Here is a 21,622-nt window from a genome sequence, read left to right on the forward strand (position 1 = left end):
CGCAGCTCATTGCAGTAACCCCGCAATTACCTAGGCATGGAAATTTTTCTTTCAAAATCAGGCTGGCAGTTGGTCATTTTTGGTTTGTTTTGTGTTATTTCTTTAATACAGCTTATTTACATTTTGAGGCTTTTTGGGAAACTGGCTTTTTATAAAACGCCTTCCAAAGAGCACATGCAGCAACATCCTGTTTCTGTAATTGTTTGCGCAAGAGACGAAGCGGGAAATCTTACACGCAATTTACCAGGCATACTTGTTCAAAAATATCCTTCTACCAATGAAGTGATTGTTGTCAATCACAACAGCCAGGACGAAACAAGATTTTTGCTGGATGAGTTCAAGAAAACTTTTAAAAATTTATACGCGGTAAACCTGGAAAACGATGCCTTAGGTATCCCGGGGAAAAAATATCCTTTATCTATCGGCATTAAAGAGGCCAAATATGAAGTGCTGCTTTTAACGGATGCCGATTGTGTTCCTGCTTCTGAAGACTGGATCGAGCACATGCAGGATGGCTACGATAAAGGCACTGAGATTGTAATAGGTTATGGCGCATATTTTAAAAGACCCGGCTTCTTAAATAAACTTATCCGTTTCGAAACTTTTCATGCAGCGCTGCAATACCTGTCATATGCTATTGCGGGAATGCCGTACATGGGCGTAGGAAGAAATCTTTCTTATAAGAAAAATCTCTTCTTGCGTAATAAAGGTTTTTCGTTTACCAACCATTTACCCGGCGGCGATGATGATCTGTTCATCAACAAAGTGGCTACAAAAACCAATACCAGGGTGGTTATTCATCCCGATTCATTTACACTTTCAGAACCGAAGAGAAGCTTTGGCGATTGGATGCGTCAAAAGAACAGGCATTTTTCTACCGCTAAATATTATAAACCGAAGCACAAGTTTTTATTGGGGCTGTATACAGCTTCTCAGTTTTTATTTTACCCTTTGTTTATTGCGACGCTTATATTCTTTGACTGGAGATTGGCGCTCGGTATTTTCGCGCTTAGATTTATTTCGCAGGGCTTTATTTATTATAAGGCCATGAAGCAATTGAACGAAAAAGATCTTTGGCCACTGTGGTGGTTATTTGATCTCTGGATGTTTTTGTTTTATTGCATCTTTGCACCAGCATTGTGGAAAAAACCGAAAACTTCATGGAACTAGTATTAAAATATTTCAGCGACTTCACTCCCCAACAATTACAACAGTTGGAAGGATTGGGAGAACTATATAAAGAGTGGAACGAAAAAATAAATGTCATCTCCAGAAAGAACATCGAAAGCCTTTACGAGCAACACGTATTGCATTCATTAAGCATCGCTGCGGTTTTTGATTTTCCTAAGGGGTACGAGGTTGTTGACCTCGGCACCGGTGGCGGCTTTCCGGGCATTCCACTGGCTATTTTCTTTCCGGAGGTACAGTTTCACCTGGTAGACAGTATCAATAAAAAGTTGAAGGTTGTTGAAGCTGTGGCAGAGGGAATCGGCTTAAAAAATGTAACAGTTCAGCACACGCGTGTTGAGGAAATAAAGAACAGGAAATTTGACTGCGTGGTTTCCCGTGCCGTAGCTCCACTAAGAGATCTGTGGCAGTGGGGCAAACCGTTGATGAAGAAAAATAAAGCAGCCGTTGCCGGCGAAAATGATTCTATACGCGCCTCCGGACTTATCTGTCTCAAAGGCGGCGATCTTGCACAGGAAGTTCATGAAAGCGGCCTTCGTCCTCACATTGTACCAATAGACGACATCTTTGAAGAAGAGTTTTTTAAGGAGAAGTTTATTGTGAATGTGCCGCATTAAAGTGTACGATGTTTGATGTACGCTGTACGATAGTTATTATGGAGTATCACTCTAACGGGTTTTCGTACACCGAACATCGTACTTCGTACCTTCCTCCATCCTGCTGGTTTTCTTCCGGCAAAACACTATCTTTCCGTATCAATCACAGTTTGGCTTTTTTAAAGAAAATATCACCTATTGAAGGTTCTGATGCAGACCTCCTGGCGCAATACAAGCGCACCGGAAATGCGGAGATCCTTGCGCACCTCTACCAGCAATACATGGAGCTTGTATATGGCGTTTGCGTAAAGTATCTTGGCGATCATGAAATTGCCCGCGACGCGGTGATGAATATTTACGGCGAATTACCGGCGAAGGTGCAAAAACATACTATCGACAACTTCAGGAGCTGGCTGTATGTAGTGGCTAAGAATCATTGTCTTATGTATTTGCGCAGCCAAAAAAATAAAATAACCGTAAGCATTGATGATTCATTTATGCAATCGGAGCAAGTATCGCATCCTGAGAGTGCATGGGATAAAGAGGACCAATTTGTTCAAATGGAAGACTGCCTGAAGACGCTTGCGGTTGAGCAAAAACAAAGTGTAGAACTATTTTACTTACAGAGCAAAAGTTACAACGAAATAGCAGCCATAACCGGCTACGAATGGAACAAAGTTCGCAGCCTTATACAAAACGGAAGACGCAATCTGAAGATCTGTATGGAAGGAAAAATGGCAAACATAAACACTAAATAAAACAACAGGTGTAATTGAGATTACACTCGTTATGAGCGACAATAATAACCATATTAAAACTTATACTGCGGAAGACATTCGCAACTACTGGAGCGGAAAAATGTCTCCACGCGAAATGCACGCATTGGAAAAGGCATCTCTCGATGATCCTTTTCTGGCAGATGCATTGGAAGGCTATTCATCTGTAAACAGTCAAACGGCTGCTAACGACATCGAATGGTTGCGCAAGAATTTGAATGCATCTGAAAAGGATGAAAAGAAAGCCGTGCCTCTTTTCAAACAAAGCTGGATGAGAGTCGCCGCAGCGCTGATCATTATTGGCGGCCTTGGCACCCTGAGTTATTTTGTATTCTCTCCTGAGAAAAATAGGGAAGTCGCACAAACAAAAACTGTTGCGAACAAAGAGCAAGCAACCGAACTTAAAAAAGATACGGTGGTCGTTTCGGCAAAGGACTCTTCAACAAATTATTTCAACAGACAAGCTGAGCAAAAAACGACAGACGTAAATGTCAATCGTCAACAAGCGGTGATTGCAAAAATCAATACTGAAAAGCTTAGGGCCATTCCTGCCCCTGCGTTTCAGTTTAAGACGCAAAGCATTACCAGCGCAGATGAGCCGTCTCTTCCACCCACTGTAAGCGATTCTGCAAAGCTTGCAGAACTATTTTCTGATAACGATGATCTTAAAAAAGAAAAATCATCTCCCGTGGCAAATATGCTTAGGGGTAAAGTAAGTGGCGTCAACGTTGAGAAAGAACCTCTGACGGCCACTGCACAAAACTTTAGCACGCTAAACAACAATATTTCCGGTAGGATCACTAACAGTAAAAACGAACCGGTAGCAGGCGCGGTTGTAAAAGCCAACAATCTCAACAATGTAACGGTGTCCGACAAAAACGGATTCTTCTCTTTACCTGCTTCGGAAGCAACAAAATCGGATTCCGTTTCTATCAATTCTATCGGCTATGTAAGCGCCAATGTGGCTTTAAATGCCAACACGCAGAACAATATTAAACTGGAAGAAAGCACTTCCGCTTTAAATGATGTTGTGGTGGTGGGATATGGCTCCAAAAAGAAATCTGCACGCGCAAGAGCAGCGGCTGTTTCTCCTGTTGATACCTTACAACCCGCGCCGGAAGACGGCTGGGAAGATTACTACAATTACGTTCAAAGAAATACAGAAACATTCCCGGATATTGACGGCGAAATCGTTGTACGTTTTGACATCGATAAAAAAGGAAAGCCAAACAATATTGTCGTTGAAAAGTCTCTTACAGACGCTGCGGATAAAGAAGCCATCAGAATCATTAAAGAAGGCCCCGGCTGGAAAGCCAATTCTAAAAAGAAGAAGGTGAGGCTGACGATAAAGTTTTAAAGAGTTTTTGTCGGAACAAAAACTCTTTGTTTATTATTGCTCAACTCTTTTCTTGCGAAATAAAATCTTAAAGATAAACCCCACACCTTCAAATATCATTTTGCAAGCTGTCCAATAATTCCACTTATATACTTCATCCTTGGGATTTAGTTTTAATGAATTGATAAACTTCGCTTGTTTGGGCGTTAGGAATGCAATTTGAGTATCACTTGCCGAGTCGTTCATAAAATAAATTCTTTCCTTAACCTTATTCTTTCTCAAAATCTTGTTCAAAAACATAGCATACTTCGCTGTAAGAAAAATATAGACGAGCAAAAAGGATGAAGGACCTTTTGCAAGATTGCAGGTATACTTATTTATTTTCAGATTGTAAATAACCTTTTTGGAAGAACAATCAAATGCCTGCTCCACATTATTCAATTTTAATCCTGCTTTTTCAAAATAAGGACGCATTTCATTGAACAAATCAAGCGCCCCACCTTCCACCAGTTCCTCTGCGTCGAAACTAAATAGGCGGCCATCTATATTTTCAAATTCGGCGTAAGAGAAAAAAAATGCGTTCTTGTTGACAATGTTATTTATTAAGCCTTCCAGAACATCCCCTCTTTGTTCGGACTTTACATACTTAAGCAGTTCGATGCGTTCTATATTCTGTTCGAGCAATTCTCTATTCATATTGTACATTCAAAATCCAATACTGATTGATTAAAAAAGGTAAGTTCTTGATCGACGCCTGTTGTAATTTGACAATTATTCATCAGGAGCGATCATTTGCAAAAAATCTTCGTCGTAAAACTCACCTTCCTCTCCTACAACTCTTGCATTCATTTGTTTTGCCATGGCAATCATTTTTTCTATCATCCAATAATCCGGATTTTTTATAGAAATCATTTTAAATGTTTTACTATACGAAAGTATTGGTAGTCCAAATTTTTTATCCTCAATCATCGGATGATTCCATCGCCAGTCTTCTTCCGGATCAAATGGATACAATATTGTTTCATCTACTTTTAAGAACTCATTGTCGGAGGCAACATAATCAAGCCACTCCTGCAAGCTAATGTTGCTATCTTCAGAAAAATCTTCCCAATTATTTCTCCTAATGATACTCATGTCATAACCCATGTCAAAAATTAATTTATTTATTAAAAAACTGGCAAGTATTGGCTTGGCACCAATGCTAGTTTTTAACCCAAAGAAACTTCTAAGGATACAATTCCTGCAATTTATCAAAGTCCAGCCACTTTTGCCACTCCCATTGCCTAAAGCGACTTTCGGGCGTGTGTGATTCTTCTACTTTATCAAACAGATGTACATACACCTGTCCGGCAGGAAGCTCTTTTACTTCAACCGCATGCGGAAATGCTAACAACTTTTCCTTTGGCACCAGTTTAAAAAAAGGTTCGCCAAACCACATTTTCCAAGCCGCCATCTGCCAGCTATGCCCCATTAATATCATACGCCCCGGATTAAACCGAATGTCATAATTCTTGTAATCCAGTATACCTAACTGATAGGGAACATGCTTTAATGTGTCTAATATTTCCTGCGAAATTCCACGACTCATAAAAAGTGTTTCTGAGACACTTGATTGCACTAGCTCATATTCTCCATTATATAAATAGGCCGACACAAAGTGAGCCGAATAATTGATAGTTTCTTCAATTTCCGCTTCTGTAGGAAAAAAAATATCACTTTGCTGTTCAATAAGAATACTTTGATAAGGAGTACGAGCTCCGGTTTCACCCACAGAGAAAATATTACCTTTTTTATCAAGAATGCCAAGATCCTCTCCGAAATTAAATTTGTCAATCATTATTGGATGTTTGGCGGCATTCCACTCCTTACCTTTTCCACTCTTATTAAAAGCATAAGGCTCAAACCTGATATATTTATCATATAGATGTTTGTAAAAAACACCATTCATCGACTGACGAACGTAACTCATTTTTAATCCAACGTGCATAGTTATTTTTATTTATGGAACTTCAGTAATTACTACCATTATTCCTCTGTCTTTCGCAGCATCTCTAACTTTATCTAATACTTTTTGATCATATCCTTTTGGTACATCAATGTGCAATTCAACGTCTCTAATTACTAGCTCTATGCCATCAGAAGCATGTTTACCTGCATCTTTTATACCTTTTAGAACTGTGATATTGTCAATGATATCCTTGAAATCAAAGTTAACTTTTGCATTAACCGTTTTATAACTAATCGCTTTTTGTAGCTTGGGCTCGTAAAAGTCTATGGTGCGAAAATACTTATTTACTTCTCCCATCCATTTATATCCTTTCGAGGTGAATCTAACGGCTTGTTTAGCTTCCATTAGCATGCCACGTACGCGAGTCATCCTTCCTTCCATTGCCCAAAGCTCTGCCGTTGTAAACTTTGCAGCCATCTCCGTGGCAACTTGAGCATAACTTTTGGCTGCCTTAAATAATGGCCCCAGATCCACAGTACCGCTTGCGACCAGTATAGTGCCTGCTATATATTGCCCGTCGCCATATGCAATGGAACCATCGTATATAGCCTTTACTGGGCTCATCTCATACATTAACCCAAAGAGGTTGCTCGCCTTCGCCCACTCATAGGCCGCCTTATAACATTCATATACCTGCTCTTCTCTCTCCCTTCTTGTTTTATTCTCAGATGCCTTCTGCAAAAACTGCAACACCTGATTGCCACTGTAATATCCGGCAGCATTCTGAACGCTCTCATTAAATACTCCGCTTATGGGCAGCTTCGTTTCCGTCCAACCAAACACAGAAGAATAGAAATACCATTTATTGGGAGCTATGTCTTTGGGCGTTACATTAAAAAGTTCCTTAAGAAGATTATCTACTTCGTTAGGAGCAAGTACCAGTGGATTACATGCCATGATTTTGCCATTTGCGTCCCGGCAAAGCGTTTTAACAGGAGTTACGGGAGAACCGCCATTACTGCCGCCGGTGGAAGGTCTGGACGGCGGTGTTACATAAACAGGGTATTGGTAAGCGTTGGGCTCTTCTACATAAATTGTCCTGGCATCGCAATAATAATCACTATAATAATAATCCGGAGTCTGTCCGGGCGCATTTCCAGTAAGCCACCCATCTCCGTGGGTAACGGTATAGCACGAGATTTGAGTTGCAGGAACGTAATTGGTTTGCACACGCCTATCCTGCTTCAGCAGTTTAAAATGGTAATAGCTCGAATCTTTGGGATCAGCACCAAAAATCGCTTTATCTGTTACCTTAAAAAGTGTGTCGCCAAAAATGGCATTATCAAAATACATCAGCTTTCTGGCTATGTATTGAGCATTAATGGAGTCTGTGCTGTGGCCATAGCCATATTTCGCATACTCTCTGCCACTTATCACCCGCACACTCGCGCCGCCGTTTAGCCTTGCTAAAATGAAAGAAGCAACATATTCTTCCTCTTCAGGAACGAGTGGTACAAGAATGGTAGTGTCTTTCCCTTGTATTGAAATAGTACTATTATTCCAGTAAGCATAGCCTTCATTTTTTACAAGGTTTGCAATGTAGTTGTGGGCATCATTGTTTTGTTTAAGGAATGCCACAACTCTTTTAACGGGTTCGGTAGTGGATTGAGATGTTGAAAAAAACTTCGTATTGATTAACGAATCGCTTTCCGGTTGCAGTTTTTCCTGCTTTTTACAACCGTTGAAAATGAACAGCAATGCAATTCCTGCACAGCAGAGGAGTCTCCGCATACTAATAAAGTTTTAAGGTGAAAAAATAGTAGGACATATGTCCCCGCAGGAAGTAGATGTTATTGGTATAAATGGGCAACAGGCAAGAATGAGGTTGCCTTCTCTAAGGAAATTCTATCTTCTGATTCGAAGAAATATGAAAATATAAATTCGCCCGGGGCTTTATTTACTGGAAACCGTAAGACTAAACCTTTGCGGGCATTAAATACCGATTTGTGGTATTGCTTTGACAACAGAATAATCTCAACTTTGCCGTATGAATAGAAACATTTCTGTATGCATTGTAGATGATACGAATGATATTCGCCTGGCACTTGAGGAGATCATTAATATGGCGGATGGATACGACCTGATTGGAAGCTTCAGCAATGGTGAAGAAGCATTGGAAAAACTACCCGATCTGAAGCCCGAAGTCGTGCTAATGGACATCAACCTCGGTGGAATGACAGGCATTGAATGTGTAAAAAAATTGAAGCCTCTTAATCCCGATATGCTTTTCATGATGTGTACGGTGTACGAGGAGGACGATAAAATTTTTGAAGCATTGAGCGCAGGAGCAAATGGTTACATTCTGAAAAAAACTGCTCCCGGAAAACTACTCGAAGCCATAAAGGAACTCAAAGAAGGTGGTGCTCCCATGAGCAGCCTCATCGCCAGGAAAGTAGTAGCTGCATTCCAGAACAAACCAGCTGCTGTAGCAGCAACAGCCGAAGGCAGCGACGACCTGATCGACGCACTTTCAAACAGGGAAAAAGAAATCCTGAAATTTCTCTCCAAAGGAATGCTCTATAAAGAAATTGGTGTGCAGCTCGGCATCAGCCACGAAACTGTACGAAAGCACGTTTACCATATTTACGAGAAGCTTCACGTAAATAGCCGAATCGAAGCCGTGAACAAATACTATGGCAGATAAATTAACCGATTGCATTAACGATTTTTTATAAAAACTACCACTAAGTGGGTATTGTTTGCAATAGAAATTACAATGACCTTTGCTTCCGTCGGGATGTTAAAGCAAATATTGTTAATCATTGAAACCTTACCTTTCGATTATCCCTAAAAAACGCTCAAAGCATTACAAATGCTGGATTACTTCAAAGTAGTTTTTAATAGCCGCTCCTAGAGTGGCTTATTTATTCCCGTCACAATTCTATGTTTACACATCAATAGTTGACCCTGGTTTTTTCAATAAAAAAAGTCATCCCGATTGGTCAAACAAAACAATGCAGACCAATCGGGATGACTTTTACTTTTTTGCTTCGACAAGCTCAGCCTGACAGCATAAGCAGAGTGTCACGCTGAGCTTGTCGAAGCCCGTCCGAACCGGATTCATCCGGGCGGGCCTTTCTATTTATGTAGTTCGCTGTTACCAGTTTAATTGTAGCGTGTTGTTTCTTCTGTTTACATCTGCCATTCTCTCCGATGGATCTATCACTACCAATTTAAGATCGGTGATCTTGTGATTGGTTTCAACCACGTAAGTCGGATGCGTCCATTTCCACGCTTCATTTACAACTCTTGGTGTATTGTCTTCTGCTGGTTTTTCACCAAACATCAAATACATCGGCACATATTGTATCTCTTTACTACCATTTTTAAATGTTAGCTGAAGATCAATTGGCATTGGAACTTTACCGATTCGCGAAAGCCTGATCTTTGTTTTACCATTCTCTTCCCAAAGGCTATCAATACCGTAATCAATCGTCTTTGTTGTGTTTACCCAATACTCTTTGTACCAGTCCAGTTTCATGCCGCTTGTTTTTTCTGCAACGCGTATGAAATCATTTACATTGGGATGCTTGAAGTGCCAGTCGTTGTAGTAGTTCAGCAAAATTTTATCTCTCACCTGCGCACCTACAATGTATCCAAGCTGTTCCATAAACACTTCACCTTTTGAGTAAGAGGCAATGCTATATCCAAAATTGCTTTCAAAATGATCAGCGTGTGTAGTTAATGGCTCTTCTCTTCCGCTTTTTACCAATGCGAAATAACCTGCATAAGCATCCTTGTGAATGTTCTGTGTAACAGTATTTGCAGCCAATTCATTTTTTGTTGCAGCGCCATTGCCTGTTGTCTGTTCTTCGTAATACTGACTCACGACTGTTTCTGCCCACGAAGTAAAACCTTCATCCATCCATGGATACAGGCTTTCGTTTGTGCCCATCATCATTTGATACCACGTGTGCATCCACTCATGAAAAGCTGTTCCAATGCTAGGACTGGAGATCAACGTTGACATTGGATACTCCATGCCACCATCACCACCATGCACAAACGAATATTGCTTGTAAGGATATTTTCCAAAATGTTTTTCAATAAAAGGCAACACAAATACCGCAGCGTCAGCTATTTTGTTCCATGCTGCATCATTTGCTGTGTCATTTTCTTTATAGTTATACAAAACGTTGATGGTAACACCGTCAGCCGTTTTTCTAACAAGATGCTTGTATTCAGGATCTGCTGCCCACATGAAGTCGTGAACATTAGGTGCCACAAAGTGCCAGCTTAGCTTGTTGCCTGCAGGCTGTATCACTTTCACCCCTGCATCTTCATAACCATAACCAATCTGGTTGCCATTTATTACATAGCCTGTTCCACCTAAAACATATTTTTTATCGATAGAAATAGTAACATCATAATCGCCCCAAACACCGTAGAACTCACGTGCCACGTAAGGCGTAGGATGCCAGCCTTCATAATCATATTCACTCATTTTAGGATACCATTGACTCATCGAGTAGCGAACGCCCGTCATTGGATTATCTCTTCCGCTACGGCGAATTTGCAGTGGCACTTGCGCCTCGAACTGCATATCAAAAACCACTTTGCTTTTTGGCAAAATTGGTTTTGTAAGCGTTACCTCCAGAATGGTTTCATCTACTTTATAAGGCTGCGCGATGCCATTCATTTTCAGTGAAAGTACTTTCTGATAGCCTATTTCATCGGGTTTCAAGTTTGCGATACGATCCCTTACCCTGCTATCCCAATCGCGAACATCGTTGCCTTTTGCATCTTGCCTTACGACAATTTTGCCCAGCTCGCGGCTACGCATATCCATCATGCTGTTCGGCTGAAATGCGTTAAAGTATAAATGATAAAACACTTTGTACAAAGTGTCCGGAGAGTTGTTGGTGTATTCCAGTTTTTGCGTACCGGTAAAACGATTGGTATTGACATCCATATCGATGTTCATCTTATAGTTCACTCTTTGCTGCCATCTGTCTGGCTGAGCAAAAGCCAATGAACACATCAGAACGAACCCGATGTTCAGGAGGAAGAATTTTCTCATTATAATTAGGGTGTTTATTGTGAGTTGTAAGTTGTAAGTTATAAGTTGTAAGTGCTGAGGGCACCTTCTAACTTATAACTTACAACCTAAAACTTATAACTTAAAGTGTTCTACTATCTCTTAGTAACTTGCCTTTCTCGTTAAAAGTCAGGTTCATTTTTTCAACTCCGCTTTTTGCCACGATCATTTTGTAGTTAACTGAATCGCCGGGCAATTTGATTTCGGATGCGTATTTCACTTCCCAATCGGAATATTTGCTTTTTGAAAACCCATCATTCACAACGGAAGGAATTTTACTTTCTTCAAGTTTTGTTTCTGTTTGTTCCCAAATGCCTTTGCTGGTAAAACGGGCCTCGTGTGATTCGCCCCCGAGGCTAAATGTTGCCACAAAAGAACTTAGTTTGTCTTTCCATTCTACTTTTTTTGCCACCGGATACTTGGCATAAAAAGCATCAGTAACTTCTGCCGGTATTTTACGAAACTGCGCAAACGTTGAGTTTGCAGATAGGATACATACGGTTGCCAAAATAAAGCTCAGGATTTTTCCAGTTTTCATACAGAAATTTTGTTTAGATTTTTCTTTGGACAAAAATTACACCAAGGTAGTTTAATTGAAAGTGGAAAATTAGTTTAATTGAAAATTGAAAGTTGAAAATTGAAAATGGTGATTCAAATTTTAAAGAGTCTATAACATTAAGACACCCTCATTTTCAACTTTCAACTTTCAATTTTCAATTATTCCACCTTTCCCGCCACTATCACCACAATCTCCCCCTTCACCGCTTTCTGCTTAAAATGATCACAGACTTCCTGTAAGCTGCCGCGCTTGTTTTCCTCAAACATCTTGGTAAGTTCACGACTAACGCAGCATTGGCGGTCGGCACCAAAATACTGAATGAAATCTTCCAGCGTTTTTACCAGTCGCATGGGCGATTCATAGAAGATCATGGTGCGCTCTTCTTCGGCCAGCTGCTTCAGTGCAGTTTGACGGCCTTTTTTTAAAGGCAAAAATCCTTCGAAACAAAAACGATTAGTGGGAAGTCCGCTGTTAACAAGGGCGGGGACAAAGGCTGTAGCGCCGGGAAGGCATTCTACTTTAATATCGTTGCGAACGCATTCACGAACCAGTAGAAACGCAGGATCAGAAATAGCGGGCGTTCCCGCATCTGTAATCACTGCCATTTTTTTTCCTGCCAGCATTTGCTCTATAAGATGCTGCAGAATTTTATGTTCGTTATGCTGATGATATGGAGTAAGTGGTTTCTGAATATTGTAGTGATTCAAAAACACAGATGAAGTTCTTGTATCCTCACACAAAATGAGATCAACACTTTGCAATACTTCTATCGACCGATAAGTAACATCTTTGAGATTCCCTAAAGGCGTAGGAACAAGATAGAGCATGGTTAATTTGAAAATTAGGTAATTTGAAAATTTGAAAATTTGAGTTGAGAGTGGTAGATAACATGTTCGCCTCCATCACCTGAAGCATTTTCAAATTTTCAAATTCTCAAATTTTCAAATTGAAATTTTAGTTTACTGAAATTTCGAAGTATTCCATTACAGGATTAGCGAGTAGTTTTTTAGTCGCATCTTCAGCGATTTTTTTCGCTTCGTCTTCGTTAGCGGCGTCTACTTGCAGCGTAATGTGTTTGCCTACTCTTACGTCATTAATTCCTTTTAGGCCAAGATTGTTTAAGCCACCCATAACGGCTTTACCTTGAGGATCTAGCAAATCTTTTAGGGGCATTACTTTTACCTGTACTGAAAAAGTCATTGTATTCTGGTTTTCGATTTTTTAGAAAATTTCCCCGCAACAAGCTATGCCTGTTGTTTTGGAAGGGCCAAAGATAAGATGATATAGAGAATAAACATGACAGGTATTGCCAGCCATTTTAAGAATATTGCTGAAACCACGGCCAGCAAAAGCAAGATCAGTTTGGGCATATTGCTTTTCAGTTTGTAATCTTTAAACTTCAAAGCCATGATCGGCAGGTTGGAAACCATCAGATAACTTACCAGGGCAATGATCGCGTAAATCACCCATTTATTGAGTAAAAGAGAAGCAACTGTTTCGCCGGAATTAACGAGAATTAAAGGGAAAGATGCGATCAGCAAGCCTATTGCAGGCGTTGGAACTCCTTTAAAGCCATACTGTTGTGAGTCATCAATATTGAATTTTGCCAAACGGTAAGCAGCTGCACTAGCCACCACCAAAGCAGGCAACAACCAAATGATAGAAACATTCAAACCGTTTTCTTCTTTAGCAATGCCTAAGCGCAAAAACTGGTACAAGATCATGCTTGGAGCTACGCCAAAACTCACTACATCCGCCAAAGAATCAAGTTCCTTACCCATTGCAGAGGATGCTTTCAGCAATCTTGCTACAAACCCATCAAAAAAATCTACCACTGCCGCCAGTCCGATAAACAAAGAAGCATACCAAATCTTCTCTGGTAAATCAACGAGCTGTGCACCATAACTGTCAGTAGTAATAATGATCCCATTTTGAAGTGTAACGATTATAGCCAGGGAACCGAAGAAAAGATTGAGCAGCGTGAATAGGTTAGGAATTTGCTTCATACAATAATTAATAACTGAATAACTGATTAACTGAATAACTGAGTCGTGAAACTATGACTTTTTTGAGTTTTTGCGAGCTACTGACATGATTTTTAAAATTTCTTCGTTTTCTAGGTATAAGCCTTGGAGTACTTCCTGCTTAACAATATTAGTTTCCCACAGAATCTCTAACCAAAACATTGTTTCATCTGTCTCTTCTATAACAATGCTCAATTTGCTGTGATACTCAGCAAAAGAGCGCGATCGGCAAGCAGCGCGGTAATTAGCCGCAACTGATGTCGCCGATCGCAACAATTGTTTTCCTATGATTTGTGCATCTGCCGTTTTCGACAAAGCCCTGAAAAGTCGAACTACTCTTATAGCAAATAACTTTGTTCTTTGAGCCAAATCATCTCTAAACTGATAAGCTGACATTCTTACACGTTTAATGATCCAATATTTATTTGTTCAATTGGTAAGTATCAGATCATTTAACCCTTCACATCCGCAACCATTCAGTTATTCAGTTACTCAGTTATTCAGTTATTATTTCTTCATCAACGCCTCTATTTCATCCGCTTCGTAAGGAATATTTTTCATCAAATCGATGTTGCCGTCTTTTGTGAGCCAAACGTTGTTCTCTATGCGAATACCCATTTGCTCTTGTTCAATGTAGATGCCTGGTTCGATAGTTAGCAGCATGCCTTCTTGCAAAGCCTCTGTTTTTGTTCCAAGATCATGTACATCCACTCCAAGATGATGTGAAATGCCGTGATACAGATACTTTCTGTATGCCCTGTTTTCAGGGTCTTCATTCTTCACATCGGCTTCAGTGATCAGACCTAGTTTGAGGAATTGTTTGGTTGCTTCATCACCCACTTTATCTGTATAATCAAGCAGTGTAATGCCTGGTTTTAAAATGCTTTTGCAGTATTTGTGAATATCAAGACATGCATTATAAACTTCTTTCTGGCGCTTGGTGAACTTACCATTTACAGGAACTGTGCGGGTCAAATCTGCATTGTAACCGCCGTATTGTGCACCAAAATCCATCAATACCAATTCGCCATCTTTACACTCCTGGTTATTGTTCACGTAGTGCAATGTACGGGCTCTGTCGCCACTGGCAATAATGCTTCCGTAACCTTCGCCAGTAGCGCGGTTGCGCAAGAATTCATGCACCAGTTCAGCTTCTATTTCATACTCAAAAACACCGGGCTTAATAAAGCCAAGCAAACGACGAAATGCTTTTTCAGTAATATCGATCGCTTCCTGCATCACTTCCACTTCAAGTGGTGTTTTGATGGCACGCAGATCTTTCAAAATTCTTGCGCTTCTTTTATAATTGTGCAATGGATAACGACTGCGCATTTCTGATATATAACGGTAATCCCTAACCGCCAACAGGTTTGACTTGCGGTCATTCTCATTTGTGTTCAGATAAATAGCATCTGCAAGGTGTATCCATGGTTGTAAAAGACCATCCAGCACGTCCAGCCATACGATGGTTTGAATGCCGGAAATGCCTGTACCCTCTTCTTTTCTTAACCTGTGTCCATCCCATTTTTCCTTTAGTTCGTTTGGCCTTACAAGCACCAATACTTCTCTGAATTTTGGATCGGGATTGTCGGGAAACAGCACCAGCATTGTGTCTTCCTGCACAATGCCTGTAAGCCAGTATAGATCTGAATTTTGCTTAAATCCATATAATGCGTCACCATTCGAAGGCAATTCGTCATTGCTGTTGAAAATAGCAATCGCATTCTTTTCCATTTTTTCTACAAAACGTTTACGATTCTGTACGAATATCTCTGCATTTAAAGGCTTGTATTTCATTAAAATCTATTGAAAAAGTAAAAGAATGCGTAAAAGTAAGGAAGATGTGTGAAGTACGAAGTACGATGTACGGAAGCTATTAGAGCGTCCCATCTGAACGAATTTCGTTCATCGCACATCGTACACCGTACATTTTTCACGCTTCACACCCGAAAAAAGCCGGTTTGTCAATAAGTGAAAAAATTTAAAAATTTTCAATTTGTCTAATGTTCAAATGATTGCTTTTAAATTATTTACAGAAAATCAGGTCTTATTTTAAAAAAAAGACAATGCCGACCCTATAAGGGTCAAATTTTATACATCACGGGTAGATACCGAATCTGCTAACAACCGTTAGTTTTGTCCTTCACCACAGATTTAAGCCATATGATTTCAACGATTGCCATGCCCATCAAAGGCCTTAAAAAGATTGGCCTTACATTTCAAAATAACATTCACTATCAGCTACAACCCGACGAACTTGTAAAGGATACTTTAAAACGTGATGAGGGTGAACTTGCAGATAACGGGGCATTGGTAATCAAAACGGGCGAATTTACCGGACGTTGCCCTAAAGATAAATTCATCGTTAGCGACGAACTCACTGCCGACACAGTTCATTGGGGTGGTTTCAATCAGCCTATCGAGGAAAAATACTTTCATGTTATTTACGGAAAAATCATGCATTACCTGAATGGCCGCGAAGACATTTGGGTAAGAGATTGCTTTGCCTGTGCCGATCCTCAGTATAAATTATCGATCCGGGTGGTAAACGAAACACCGGCGCTTAATCTGTTTGCGTACAACATGTTCATGCGTCCTTCGGAGCAGGAGCTGGAAAACTTTGAGCCTGAGTGGACAATTCTTAATGCTCCCGGGTTGAAACTCAACGCTACGGAGTGTGGAATACGCCAGTCAAATGCTGCTGTGGTTTCATTTAAGCATAAAACCATTCTCATCGCAGGAACCGGTTATACGGGAGAGATCAAGAAAGGTATTTTCACTATTCTTAACTACGTTTTACCGCAGCAGGAAGGCGTTTTGAGCATGCATTGTTCTGCCAATATGGGTGAAAATGGCGACACTGCGCTGTTTTTCGGCCTGAGCGGAACAGGTAAAACGACTTTGAGTGCCGACCCCGAAAGAAAATTGATCGGTGATGACGAACATGGGTGGTCAGACAAAAACGTTTTCAATTTCGAGGGTGGCTGCTACGCAAAATGCATTGGTCTTTCTAAAGAAAAAGAGCCTGAAATTTTTAATGCCGTACGTGAAGGTGCGCTACTGGAAAATATCAACTTTTACGAAGGCACACACACCGTTAACTACGATGATGCCAGCATCACTGAAAATACTCGGGTTTCTTATCCGCTGTCTTATATAAGCAACGCCATTGAGCCTTCTATCGGAAATCAACCTAAAAACATTTTCTTTTTAACCTGCGATGCAAACGGTGTGTTGCCGCCTATTTCAAGGCTCAACCCCGCGCAGGCTATGTACCAGTTCATTTCCGGCTATACTGCAAAAGTTGCCGGAACTGAAGCAGGCATTACCGAGCCAAAGTCCACATTCAGCGCATGTTTTGGCGCTCCTTTCATTCCACTACATCCGGGAAAGTATGCAGAAATGCTGGGTGAGAAATTGAAATCAACCAACGTAAAAGTTTGGCTGATCAATACGGGATGGACAGGCGGCAGTTATGGAGTTGGTAACCGCATGAAACTTTCTTACACTCGTGCAATGATTTCGGCCGCGTTAAAAGGCGAGCTGGATAAAGTAAATTTTGAAGCAGATCCTGTTTTTGGCTTCGAAATGCCATTAAGCTGTCCAAATGTACCCGTTGACATATTAAATCCTCGTAACACATGGGACAACAAAACAGCTTATGATGAAAGGGCAAATGCTCTGGCATTAGAGTTTGTCAAAAACTTTGAAAAATATGAAGCCGGCGTATCAGAGGAAATTCTGAAAGCCGCGCCAAAAGCTGTCTAAGTTGGTTGTAGGGTTAAATAAGATGTGCCTGGGCCCAAAGCCCGGGCTTTCTTATGCCCAACCCAAAACGTATTTCACGCGGCGGTCGCAACGAAGCAACGACGCAGCGAGTCTTTACTCGGCCGCGTGAAACATGGACGTCTAGCGTTTCCCGAAGTGGTAGCCCACATATACGCAGTATTTAAGACCCGGTGCCAATGCATTTCTGCTTCCGGATGCATCGACGTGTTTATCCGTCAATAACTTGTCCAGCAAAGGGAATTTGTCAATTATAGCTTGCGACACATCGTTATAAATTATTTCTTTAGCATGATCGCTCAAGGCACCGGTGGCGTCAAGGTGTATGCCATAGCGGGAAAAGGAAGGAGCGAACAAAGTAAGATCAATGGTAATCCGCCTGGACAGAATAAATTGATACCCTAATTGTACTCCGAGGTTGCCAACATTAATTTTTGAATTTATAATGGCTGTAGATGTGCTGCCTGTGGTATCGGTGTATTCCATATGTCGCTCGCTTCTAAAATCATAGTAGCTGATGTATGGGCCGATATAAAGACCATGCGGCGCAGGAAATTTATTTTCAAACGGCAGATAAAATCTGTAATCGCCGCCAATAGTAAAACCACTTTTTGAAATACTTCCATTGTATTTTACGCCTGTACGATTCGGGAGAAATACAGGCATTTCAACATATCCTCCTGTGACAGAAAAAGTTTGATGCTCGGACACATTCCGTTCGTAACTAAACATAAAAACATTGTTATACAATATCCAGTTGGTGATATTGAACTTGATAGTATTCTTGTAGTAAGTTGAATCATTATTTTTTTGGGCAAATGCATTGTTTACATTTACCAAAAGCAAAAAAACAAGACTGGCTATGAGGTGGATCGGCGTATTGCTTTTCATCACGAGTCGTTTACCAAATAACAAAGCAATAACGGATTAAGTTTGGCGTGCGCGGGGCTTATCTAAACATTAATGTGTGCATTCTGTTATCTATTGTGAAACAGCCATTTACCATGCCTGAAAATACAGTTACGGAGGGCAAACAGATCCGAAAAAAAGTTAGCAGGAAATCACAGGGCGAATTTGCTACCAGCAAAGACCGGCCTGAGATATTAAGTTTTATACAGCAGTCAAACTATGACCGCCTGCAGGACCTCGTTCCTATTCGTCACGCACGCATGAGCACGTCGCCATTCGCCTTCTACAGGGGAACTGCGTCTATCATGGCTTATGATCTATCGCATATGCCAAATACGGGAATCAATGTGCAGGCCATAGGCGATTGTCACATCATGAATTTTGGGGGCTTTGCCACACCGGAAAGAACATTGGTTTTTGATGCGAATGATTTCGACGAAACGCATCCGGCCCCATGGGAGTGGGACGTTAAGCGCCTTGCCACCAGTTTTGTGCTTGCCGGAAGAAATAATAATCTTGCAGAAATTGATGGACAGGAACTGGCATACACAGTGGCACAATCCTATCGCAGGCACATGTTTCTTTTTTCAGAAATGAGTATGCTGGACCTGTGGTATATGAAGTTTGATATTGAAACGCTTGCAAGCAAAACAAAGAACGAAACCATTAAAGATTTCCTGGATGATTCCATTGCAAGGGCACATAAGGAAACTCCTCAAAAAGTGTTTTACAAGATCACACAAGAGGTTTTCGGAAAACTTGAAATCACTGATCAGCCTCCGCTTATCTATCACACTTTTGATGTGGAAAAAGACAAGGAATACATGCGGTCATTCATGAGCTATTATTTCGACACGCTGCAGCACGACCGTAAATGGCTGGCAACAAAATATGAAATAGTTGACGTGGCGCTTAAAGTGGTTGGCGTTGGCAGTGTGGGAACAAGATGTTACGTTGTGCTGTTGATGAACGATAAAAAAGAACCACTTTTCCTGCAAGTAAAAGAAGCAAGACAAAGCGTACTGGAACCTTATACCCAGCTCAGCAAATATTTACACCAGGGGCAACGGGTAGTTGAAGGCCAGCGATTGGTACAGGCTGCAAGCGACATATTCCTTGGGTGGAGCATTGGGCCCGCGGGAAGGCATTTTTATTTGCGACAGTTAAGGGACCGTAAAATTGCCCCAACCATAGAACACTTCAACAAAGCATTGCTCGAGGCTTATGCACGCCTTTGCGGACGCATGCTTGCACGTGCACATGCGAAAACAGGCAACTCGGCAATCATCAGTTCGTACATGGGCAAAAGTGAAGCTTTTGAAGAAGCGATAAGCAATTTCGCCGCCGCTTATGCAGACCAAACGGATAGAGATTATGAAAACTTTCTGAAAGAAATAAAAGCAGGAAGGCTGGCTGTTGAAAAGGGCTGATGCAATACATATGGGATATAGATCTCCGTTATATCTCCTACTGCCTTGCCCAAAATAATTTCTAAAAAAATACTAGTTTAGATAACCTTTTCTAATTTCATTTTTCAATCAGTTTTTATGGCAGAGGTTTACAAAAATTGTCAAAGCTGCGGAATGCCGCTAAAACGAGACCCAAAAGGCGGTGGTTCAAATGCAGACGGTTCAAAAAGTACGATGTATTGCAGCTATTGTTTTGAAAACGGGAAATTCACACAACCCAATATTACTGCTGCCGAAATGCAGTCTTTTGTAAAAGGAAAGCTAAAGCAAATGGGATTTCCGGGATTTATTGCCGGCTTCTTTACAAAAGGAATTCCATCGTTGAAACGTTGGAAACAATAATCCAAATCTCCACTCTCAAATTTAGTTTCATTGCACTATTCATCCGAACAAGAAATTCAGCAACTCGTTGAACAGTTCAATAATAAAACGCTTCCGAAATCCGCTTGGAGCCATGCCGCGCATTTAACCGTGGGCCTTTGGCATCTACACAATTTTACTTTAGATGAATCCATTTGCAGAATGCGTTCGGGAATTGTGTCCTATAACCTTGCAGTAGGCACGGAAAATACCGGTGACAGCGGATACCATGAAACGTTAACTATTTTTTGGTTAACCATACTTTACCATTTTTTGAAATTGCAGGAAGGCAAATCTTTGCTGGCGCTTTGCAATGAACTCCTCGATAGCAAGCTTGCTATCAATAGCTTACCTTTCTTTTTTTATGACAGGGGAAGAATTTTGTCTACCAATGCAAGAGCGAGATTCCAGGAGCCGAACAAAAACGAGGTTAGTCGCCCAATCATCACCCGCATTTTGACAAACGAGATTGATATTACTTAACACTGATTTAAGAAATCGTTTTTTTAAATTGTAGAATGAAAATAGCCCACCTTTTTATTCTTCTATTATCCTTATCGTATGCAAAGGCTCAGTCCGGCAACCTTATTCGCTGGAATGCGGTAAAAAAAATAACAGTGGAAGACTTTAAGGCTCCCATAGATCCATCTTATACCAATGCCGCCTTAACGAACACTTCTATTAAAATGGACATGGGCTATAATTCAAGCGGGTTCACTTATAAAATCAATTGCTTTTTCGATAAATCAAAATCATGGATGCGTGTAAAAAACGACTACGTTCTGGCACACGAACAAGTACACTTTGATATCTCGGAACTATATGCGAGGAAGTTGAACAAAGCAATGAAAGAATACAAGTTTAACCAAAAGACGGTTGGTAAAGATCTGCCCGATATTTATCAGCGCATCATGACAGAACATGAGCAGGTGCAAAAACAATACGACAGCGAAACCGATCATTCGCTCATTAAAGATGCACAGCAACGATGGTCACATAGGATCTCCGAAGATTTGAAGGAATACCAGGCGTATGCAGGGTATTGATATAATTGTTTATTCTGTTTCAAATTTCACGCACATATTGGCCAGCTTATAGTAGCTATCCACTGCTTTTCCATGTATCAAAGCAGGGTTCCACATACCGTCGGTTAATTTTATGAAACGAACGATTTCACTATTCCAACAACTGCCATCTTCTCTGTTTGTTTTAATAGAATCCACCGAACCATTTCTTCTTACAATAAATGTAATGGCGCTTGGAAAATTGTCAAGTTCATCATTGTCAACACACTTTTTAGGCACTTGCAGATTTTTATTTAAAAACCTTGCCCACACAGATGCACCTCCTTTGAATTCAGCCTCCACATCTACTTTTGTGTAAACTTTATTGACAGGAACGGTTTTCTTTTGTGCAGTAACAATACCACAAAAAAATAATAAACAGAGAATGAAGATAAATTTCATTTTGGGTCTTGTAGGGGCGAATTGCATTCGCCCTGATGCACATAAAATATCTAACATAAAAATACAGAATCCACGCAAATTTTTGTTGCATCATCGGGGTGCAGCAG

At 40.7% G+C, this 21,622-nt stretch carries 23 protein-coding genes; 10 read left to right on the forward strand and 13 right to left on the reverse strand.

Features of this window, described 5'->3' with window-relative positions; translation table 11 throughout:
• Positions 1 to 36: 36 nt before the first annotated feature.
• From KTO63_RS07485 to KTO63_RS07500, 4 genes are read left to right on the forward strand one after another with little or no spacing between them, the layout of a single operon-like run.
• Positions 37 to 1,170 carry a glycosyltransferase gene (locus KTO63_RS07485; protein ID WP_217790609.1) on the forward strand — a complete coding sequence of 378 codons (1,134 nt, stop codon included), beginning with the start codon at positions 37 to 39 and terminating at the stop codon, positions 1,168 to 1,170.
• A complete protein-coding gene (gene rsmG / locus KTO63_RS07490; protein ID WP_217790610.1) occupies positions 1,161 to 1,805 on the forward strand; it encodes a 16S rRNA (guanine(527)-N(7))-methyltransferase RsmG in 645 nt (214 codons plus the stop codon). Before KTO63_RS07485 ends, rsmG begins: the two co-directional genes overlap by 10 nt.
• An 8-nt stretch (positions 1,806 to 1,813) precedes the next feature.
• Positions 1,814 to 2,542, forward strand: a complete 729-nt coding sequence (locus tag KTO63_RS07495) for an RNA polymerase sigma factor (protein WP_232373072.1) — start codon at positions 1,814 to 1,816, stop codon at positions 2,540 to 2,542.
• Between the two features lie 31 nt (positions 2,543 to 2,573).
• A complete protein-coding gene (locus KTO63_RS07500; protein WP_217790611.1) occupies positions 2,574 to 3,917 on the forward strand; it encodes an energy transducer TonB in 1,344 nt (447 codons plus the stop codon).
• 33 nt (positions 3,918 to 3,950) lie between these two features.
• Here KTO63_RS07500 and KTO63_RS07505 read toward each other — a convergent pair whose 3' ends face one another.
• From KTO63_RS07505 to KTO63_RS07520, 4 genes are all read right to left on the reverse strand, one after another.
• Positions 3,951 to 4,592 carry a hypothetical protein gene (locus KTO63_RS07505; RefSeq protein WP_217790612.1) on the reverse strand — a complete coding sequence of 214 codons (642 nt, stop codon included), beginning with the start codon at positions 4,590 to 4,592 and terminating at the stop codon, positions 3,951 to 3,953.
• A 75-nt stretch (positions 4,593 to 4,667) separates the two neighbouring features.
• The gene (locus KTO63_RS07510) at positions 4,668 to 5,030 is read right to left on the reverse strand and encodes a hypothetical protein (RefSeq protein WP_217790613.1); all 363 of its coding nucleotides are present in this window, start codon (positions 5,028 to 5,030) and stop codon (positions 4,668 to 4,670) included.
• A 91-nt stretch (positions 5,031 to 5,121) separates the two neighbouring features.
• Positions 5,122 to 5,883, reverse strand: a complete 762-nt coding sequence (locus tag KTO63_RS07515) for a hypothetical protein (RefSeq protein ID WP_217790614.1) — start codon at positions 5,881 to 5,883, stop codon at positions 5,122 to 5,124.
• A gap of 12 nt (positions 5,884 to 5,895) precedes the next feature.
• Positions 5,896 to 7,635 carry a hypothetical protein gene (locus KTO63_RS07520; RefSeq protein WP_217790615.1) on the reverse strand — a complete coding sequence of 580 codons (1,740 nt, stop codon included), beginning with the start codon at positions 7,633 to 7,635 and terminating at the stop codon, positions 5,896 to 5,898.
• 256 nt (positions 7,636 to 7,891) lie between these two features.
• Between KTO63_RS07520 and KTO63_RS07525 the strand changes: the two genes are divergently transcribed.
• Entirely contained in the window at positions 7,892 to 8,548 is a 657-nt protein-coding gene (locus tag KTO63_RS07525) for a response regulator (RefSeq protein ID WP_217790616.1), read from the forward strand.
• 453 nt (positions 8,549 to 9,001) lie between these two features.
• On the opposite strand, the gene KTO63_RS07530 is transcribed toward KTO63_RS07525, so the two are convergent.
• The 7 genes from KTO63_RS07530 to KTO63_RS07560 all read right to left on the reverse strand — a co-directional run bounded on the left by KTO63_RS07530 (position 9,002) and on the right by KTO63_RS07560 (position 15,322).
• Positions 9,002 to 10,924, reverse strand: a complete 1,923-nt coding sequence (locus KTO63_RS07530; RefSeq protein WP_217790617.1) for a M1 family metallopeptidase — start codon at positions 10,922 to 10,924, stop codon at positions 9,002 to 9,004.
• Positions 10,925 to 11,024: 100 nt separating this feature from the next.
• Positions 11,025 to 11,480, reverse strand: a complete 456-nt coding sequence (locus KTO63_RS07535; protein WP_217790618.1) for a PepSY-like domain-containing protein — start codon at positions 11,478 to 11,480, stop codon at positions 11,025 to 11,027.
• A gap of 179 nt (positions 11,481 to 11,659) precedes the next feature.
• Positions 11,660 to 12,328 carry a 16S rRNA (cytidine(1402)-2'-O)-methyltransferase gene (gene rsmI, locus KTO63_RS07540; protein WP_217790619.1) on the reverse strand — a complete coding sequence of 223 codons (669 nt, stop codon included), beginning with the start codon at positions 12,326 to 12,328 and terminating at the stop codon, positions 11,660 to 11,662.
• Positions 12,329 to 12,455: 127 nt separating this feature from the next.
• Positions 12,456 to 12,701: a phosphoribosylformylglycinamidine synthase subunit PurS gene (gene purS / locus KTO63_RS07545; RefSeq protein ID WP_217790620.1), complete on the reverse strand. Its 246-nt coding sequence runs from the start codon at positions 12,699 to 12,701 to the stop codon at positions 12,456 to 12,458.
• Between the two features lie 44 nt (positions 12,702 to 12,745).
• The gene (locus KTO63_RS07550; protein ID WP_217790621.1) at positions 12,746 to 13,507 is read right to left on the reverse strand and encodes a CDP-alcohol phosphatidyltransferase family protein; all 762 of its coding nucleotides are present in this window, start codon (positions 13,505 to 13,507) and stop codon (positions 12,746 to 12,748) included.
• 51 nt (positions 13,508 to 13,558) lie between these two features.
• Positions 13,559 to 13,921, reverse strand: a complete 363-nt coding sequence (locus KTO63_RS07555) for a four helix bundle protein (RefSeq protein ID WP_217790622.1) — start codon at positions 13,919 to 13,921, stop codon at positions 13,559 to 13,561.
• 111 nt (positions 13,922 to 14,032) lie between these two features.
• Entirely contained in the window at positions 14,033 to 15,322 is a 1,290-nt protein-coding gene (locus KTO63_RS07560) for an aminopeptidase P family protein (RefSeq protein WP_217790623.1), read from the reverse strand.
• 366 nt (positions 15,323 to 15,688) lie between these two features.
• On the opposite strand from KTO63_RS07560, the gene pckA reads away from it, so the two are divergent.
• A complete protein-coding gene (gene pckA / locus KTO63_RS07565) occupies positions 15,689 to 17,293 on the forward strand; it encodes a phosphoenolpyruvate carboxykinase (ATP) (RefSeq protein WP_217790624.1) in 1,605 nt (534 codons plus the stop codon).
• A 141-nt stretch (positions 17,294 to 17,434) separates the two neighbouring features.
• Here pckA and KTO63_RS07570 read toward each other — a convergent pair whose 3' ends face one another.
• Positions 17,435 to 18,202 carry a DUF3575 domain-containing protein gene (locus KTO63_RS07570; protein WP_217790625.1) on the reverse strand — a complete coding sequence of 256 codons (768 nt, stop codon included), beginning with the start codon at positions 18,200 to 18,202 and terminating at the stop codon, positions 17,435 to 17,437.
• A 113-nt stretch (positions 18,203 to 18,315) separates the two neighbouring features.
• On the opposite strand from KTO63_RS07570, the gene KTO63_RS07575 reads away from it, so the two are divergent.
• From KTO63_RS07575 to KTO63_RS07590, 4 genes are all read left to right on the forward strand, one after another.
• Positions 18,316 to 19,650 (forward strand): DUF2252 domain-containing protein, encoded by a 1,335-nt coding sequence (locus tag KTO63_RS07575; RefSeq protein ID WP_217790626.1) that lies wholly within the window; start codon positions 18,316 to 18,318, stop codon positions 19,648 to 19,650.
• Between the two features lie 117 nt (positions 19,651 to 19,767).
• Positions 19,768 to 20,031 (forward strand): zinc ribbon domain-containing protein, encoded by a 264-nt coding sequence (locus KTO63_RS07580; RefSeq protein ID WP_217790627.1) that lies wholly within the window; start codon positions 19,768 to 19,770, stop codon positions 20,029 to 20,031.
• A 180-nt stretch (positions 20,032 to 20,211) separates the two neighbouring features.
• Entirely contained in the window at positions 20,212 to 20,532 is a 321-nt protein-coding gene (locus KTO63_RS07585; RefSeq protein ID WP_217790628.1) for a hypothetical protein, read from the forward strand.
• A 35-nt stretch (positions 20,533 to 20,567) separates the two neighbouring features.
• On the forward strand, positions 20,568 to 21,095 hold the full coding sequence (locus tag KTO63_RS07590; protein ID WP_217790629.1) for a DUF922 domain-containing protein: 528 nt from the start codon (positions 20,568 to 20,570) through the stop codon (positions 21,093 to 21,095).
• Between the two features lie 9 nt (positions 21,096 to 21,104).
• Here the strand turns inward: KTO63_RS07590 and KTO63_RS07595 are convergent, their stop codons facing one another.
• Complete coding sequence (locus KTO63_RS07595) at positions 21,105 to 21,515, reverse strand: hypothetical protein (RefSeq protein ID WP_217790630.1); 411 nt, start codon at positions 21,513 to 21,515, stop codon at positions 21,105 to 21,107.
• Between the last annotated feature and the right edge of the window lie 107 nt (positions 21,516 to 21,622).

This window comes from Pinibacter aurantiacus, assembly GCF_019130065.1.
Lineage (GTDB): Bacteria > Bacteroidota > Bacteroidia > Chitinophagales > Chitinophagaceae > Pinibacter > Pinibacter aurantiacus.

What these genes read in the sequence shown, in the direction of transcription:
- KTO63_RS07485 (WP_217790609.1), top strand. Translation starts at nt 37, where the DNA reads ATGGAAATTTTTCTTTCAAAATCAGGCTGGCAGTTGGTCATTTTTGGT.
- rsmG (WP_217790610.1), top strand. Translation starts at nt 1,161, where the DNA reads ATGGAACTAGTATTAAAATATTTCAGCGACTTCACTCCCCAACAATTA.
- KTO63_RS07495 (WP_232373072.1), top strand. Translation starts at nt 1,814, where the DNA reads ATGTTTGATGTACGCTGTACGATAGTTATTATGGAGTATCACTCTAAC.
- KTO63_RS07500 (WP_217790611.1), top strand. Translation starts at nt 2,574, where the DNA reads ATGAGCGACAATAATAACCATATTAAAACTTATACTGCGGAAGACATT.
- KTO63_RS07505 (WP_217790612.1), bottom strand. Translation starts at nt 4,592, where the DNA reads ATGAATAGAGAATTGCTCGAACAGAATATAGAACGCATCGAACTGCTT.
- KTO63_RS07510 (WP_217790613.1), bottom strand. Translation starts at nt 5,030, where the DNA reads ATGAGTATCATTAGGAGAAATAATTGGGAAGATTTTTCTGAAGATAGC.
- KTO63_RS07515 (WP_217790614.1), bottom strand. Translation starts at nt 5,883, where the DNA reads ATGCACGTTGGATTAAAAATGAGTTACGTTCGTCAGTCGATGAATGGT.
- KTO63_RS07520 (WP_217790615.1), bottom strand. Translation starts at nt 7,635, where the DNA reads ATGCGGAGACTCCTCTGCTGTGCAGGAATTGCATTGCTGTTCATTTTC.
- KTO63_RS07525 (WP_217790616.1), top strand. Translation starts at nt 7,892, where the DNA reads ATGAATAGAAACATTTCTGTATGCATTGTAGATGATACGAATGATATT.
- KTO63_RS07530 (WP_217790617.1), bottom strand. Translation starts at nt 10,924, where the DNA reads ATGAGAAAATTCTTCCTCCTGAACATCGGGTTCGTTCTGATGTGTTCA.
- KTO63_RS07535 (WP_217790618.1), bottom strand. Translation starts at nt 11,480, where the DNA reads ATGAAAACTGGAAAAATCCTGAGCTTTATTTTGGCAACCGTATGTATC.
- rsmI (WP_217790619.1), bottom strand. Translation starts at nt 12,328, where the DNA reads ATGCTCTATCTTGTTCCTACGCCTTTAGGGAATCTCAAAGATGTTACT.
- purS (WP_217790620.1), bottom strand. Translation starts at nt 12,701, where the DNA reads ATGACTTTTTCAGTACAGGTAAAAGTAATGCCCCTAAAAGATTTGCTA.
- KTO63_RS07550 (WP_217790621.1), bottom strand. Translation starts at nt 13,507, where the DNA reads ATGAAGCAAATTCCTAACCTATTCACGCTGCTCAATCTTTTCTTCGGT.
- KTO63_RS07555 (WP_217790622.1), bottom strand. Translation starts at nt 13,921, where the DNA reads ATGTCAGCTTATCAGTTTAGAGATGATTTGGCTCAAAGAACAAAGTTA.
- KTO63_RS07560 (WP_217790623.1), bottom strand. Translation starts at nt 15,322, where the DNA reads ATGAAATACAAGCCTTTAAATGCAGAGATATTCGTACAGAATCGTAAA.
- pckA (WP_217790624.1), top strand. Translation starts at nt 15,689, where the DNA reads ATGATTTCAACGATTGCCATGCCCATCAAAGGCCTTAAAAAGATTGGC.
- KTO63_RS07570 (WP_217790625.1), bottom strand. Translation starts at nt 18,202, where the DNA reads ATGAAAAGCAATACGCCGATCCACCTCATAGCCAGTCTTGTTTTTTTG.
- KTO63_RS07575 (WP_217790626.1), top strand. Translation starts at nt 18,316, where the DNA reads ATGCCTGAAAATACAGTTACGGAGGGCAAACAGATCCGAAAAAAAGTT.
- KTO63_RS07580 (WP_217790627.1), top strand. Translation starts at nt 19,768, where the DNA reads ATGGCAGAGGTTTACAAAAATTGTCAAAGCTGCGGAATGCCGCTAAAA.
- KTO63_RS07585 (WP_217790628.1), top strand. Translation starts at nt 20,212, where the DNA reads ATGCGTTCGGGAATTGTGTCCTATAACCTTGCAGTAGGCACGGAAAAT.
- KTO63_RS07590 (WP_217790629.1), top strand. Translation starts at nt 20,568, where the DNA reads ATGAAAATAGCCCACCTTTTTATTCTTCTATTATCCTTATCGTATGCA.
- KTO63_RS07595 (WP_217790630.1), bottom strand. Translation starts at nt 21,515, where the DNA reads ATGAAATTTATCTTCATTCTCTGTTTATTATTTTTTTGTGGTATTGTT.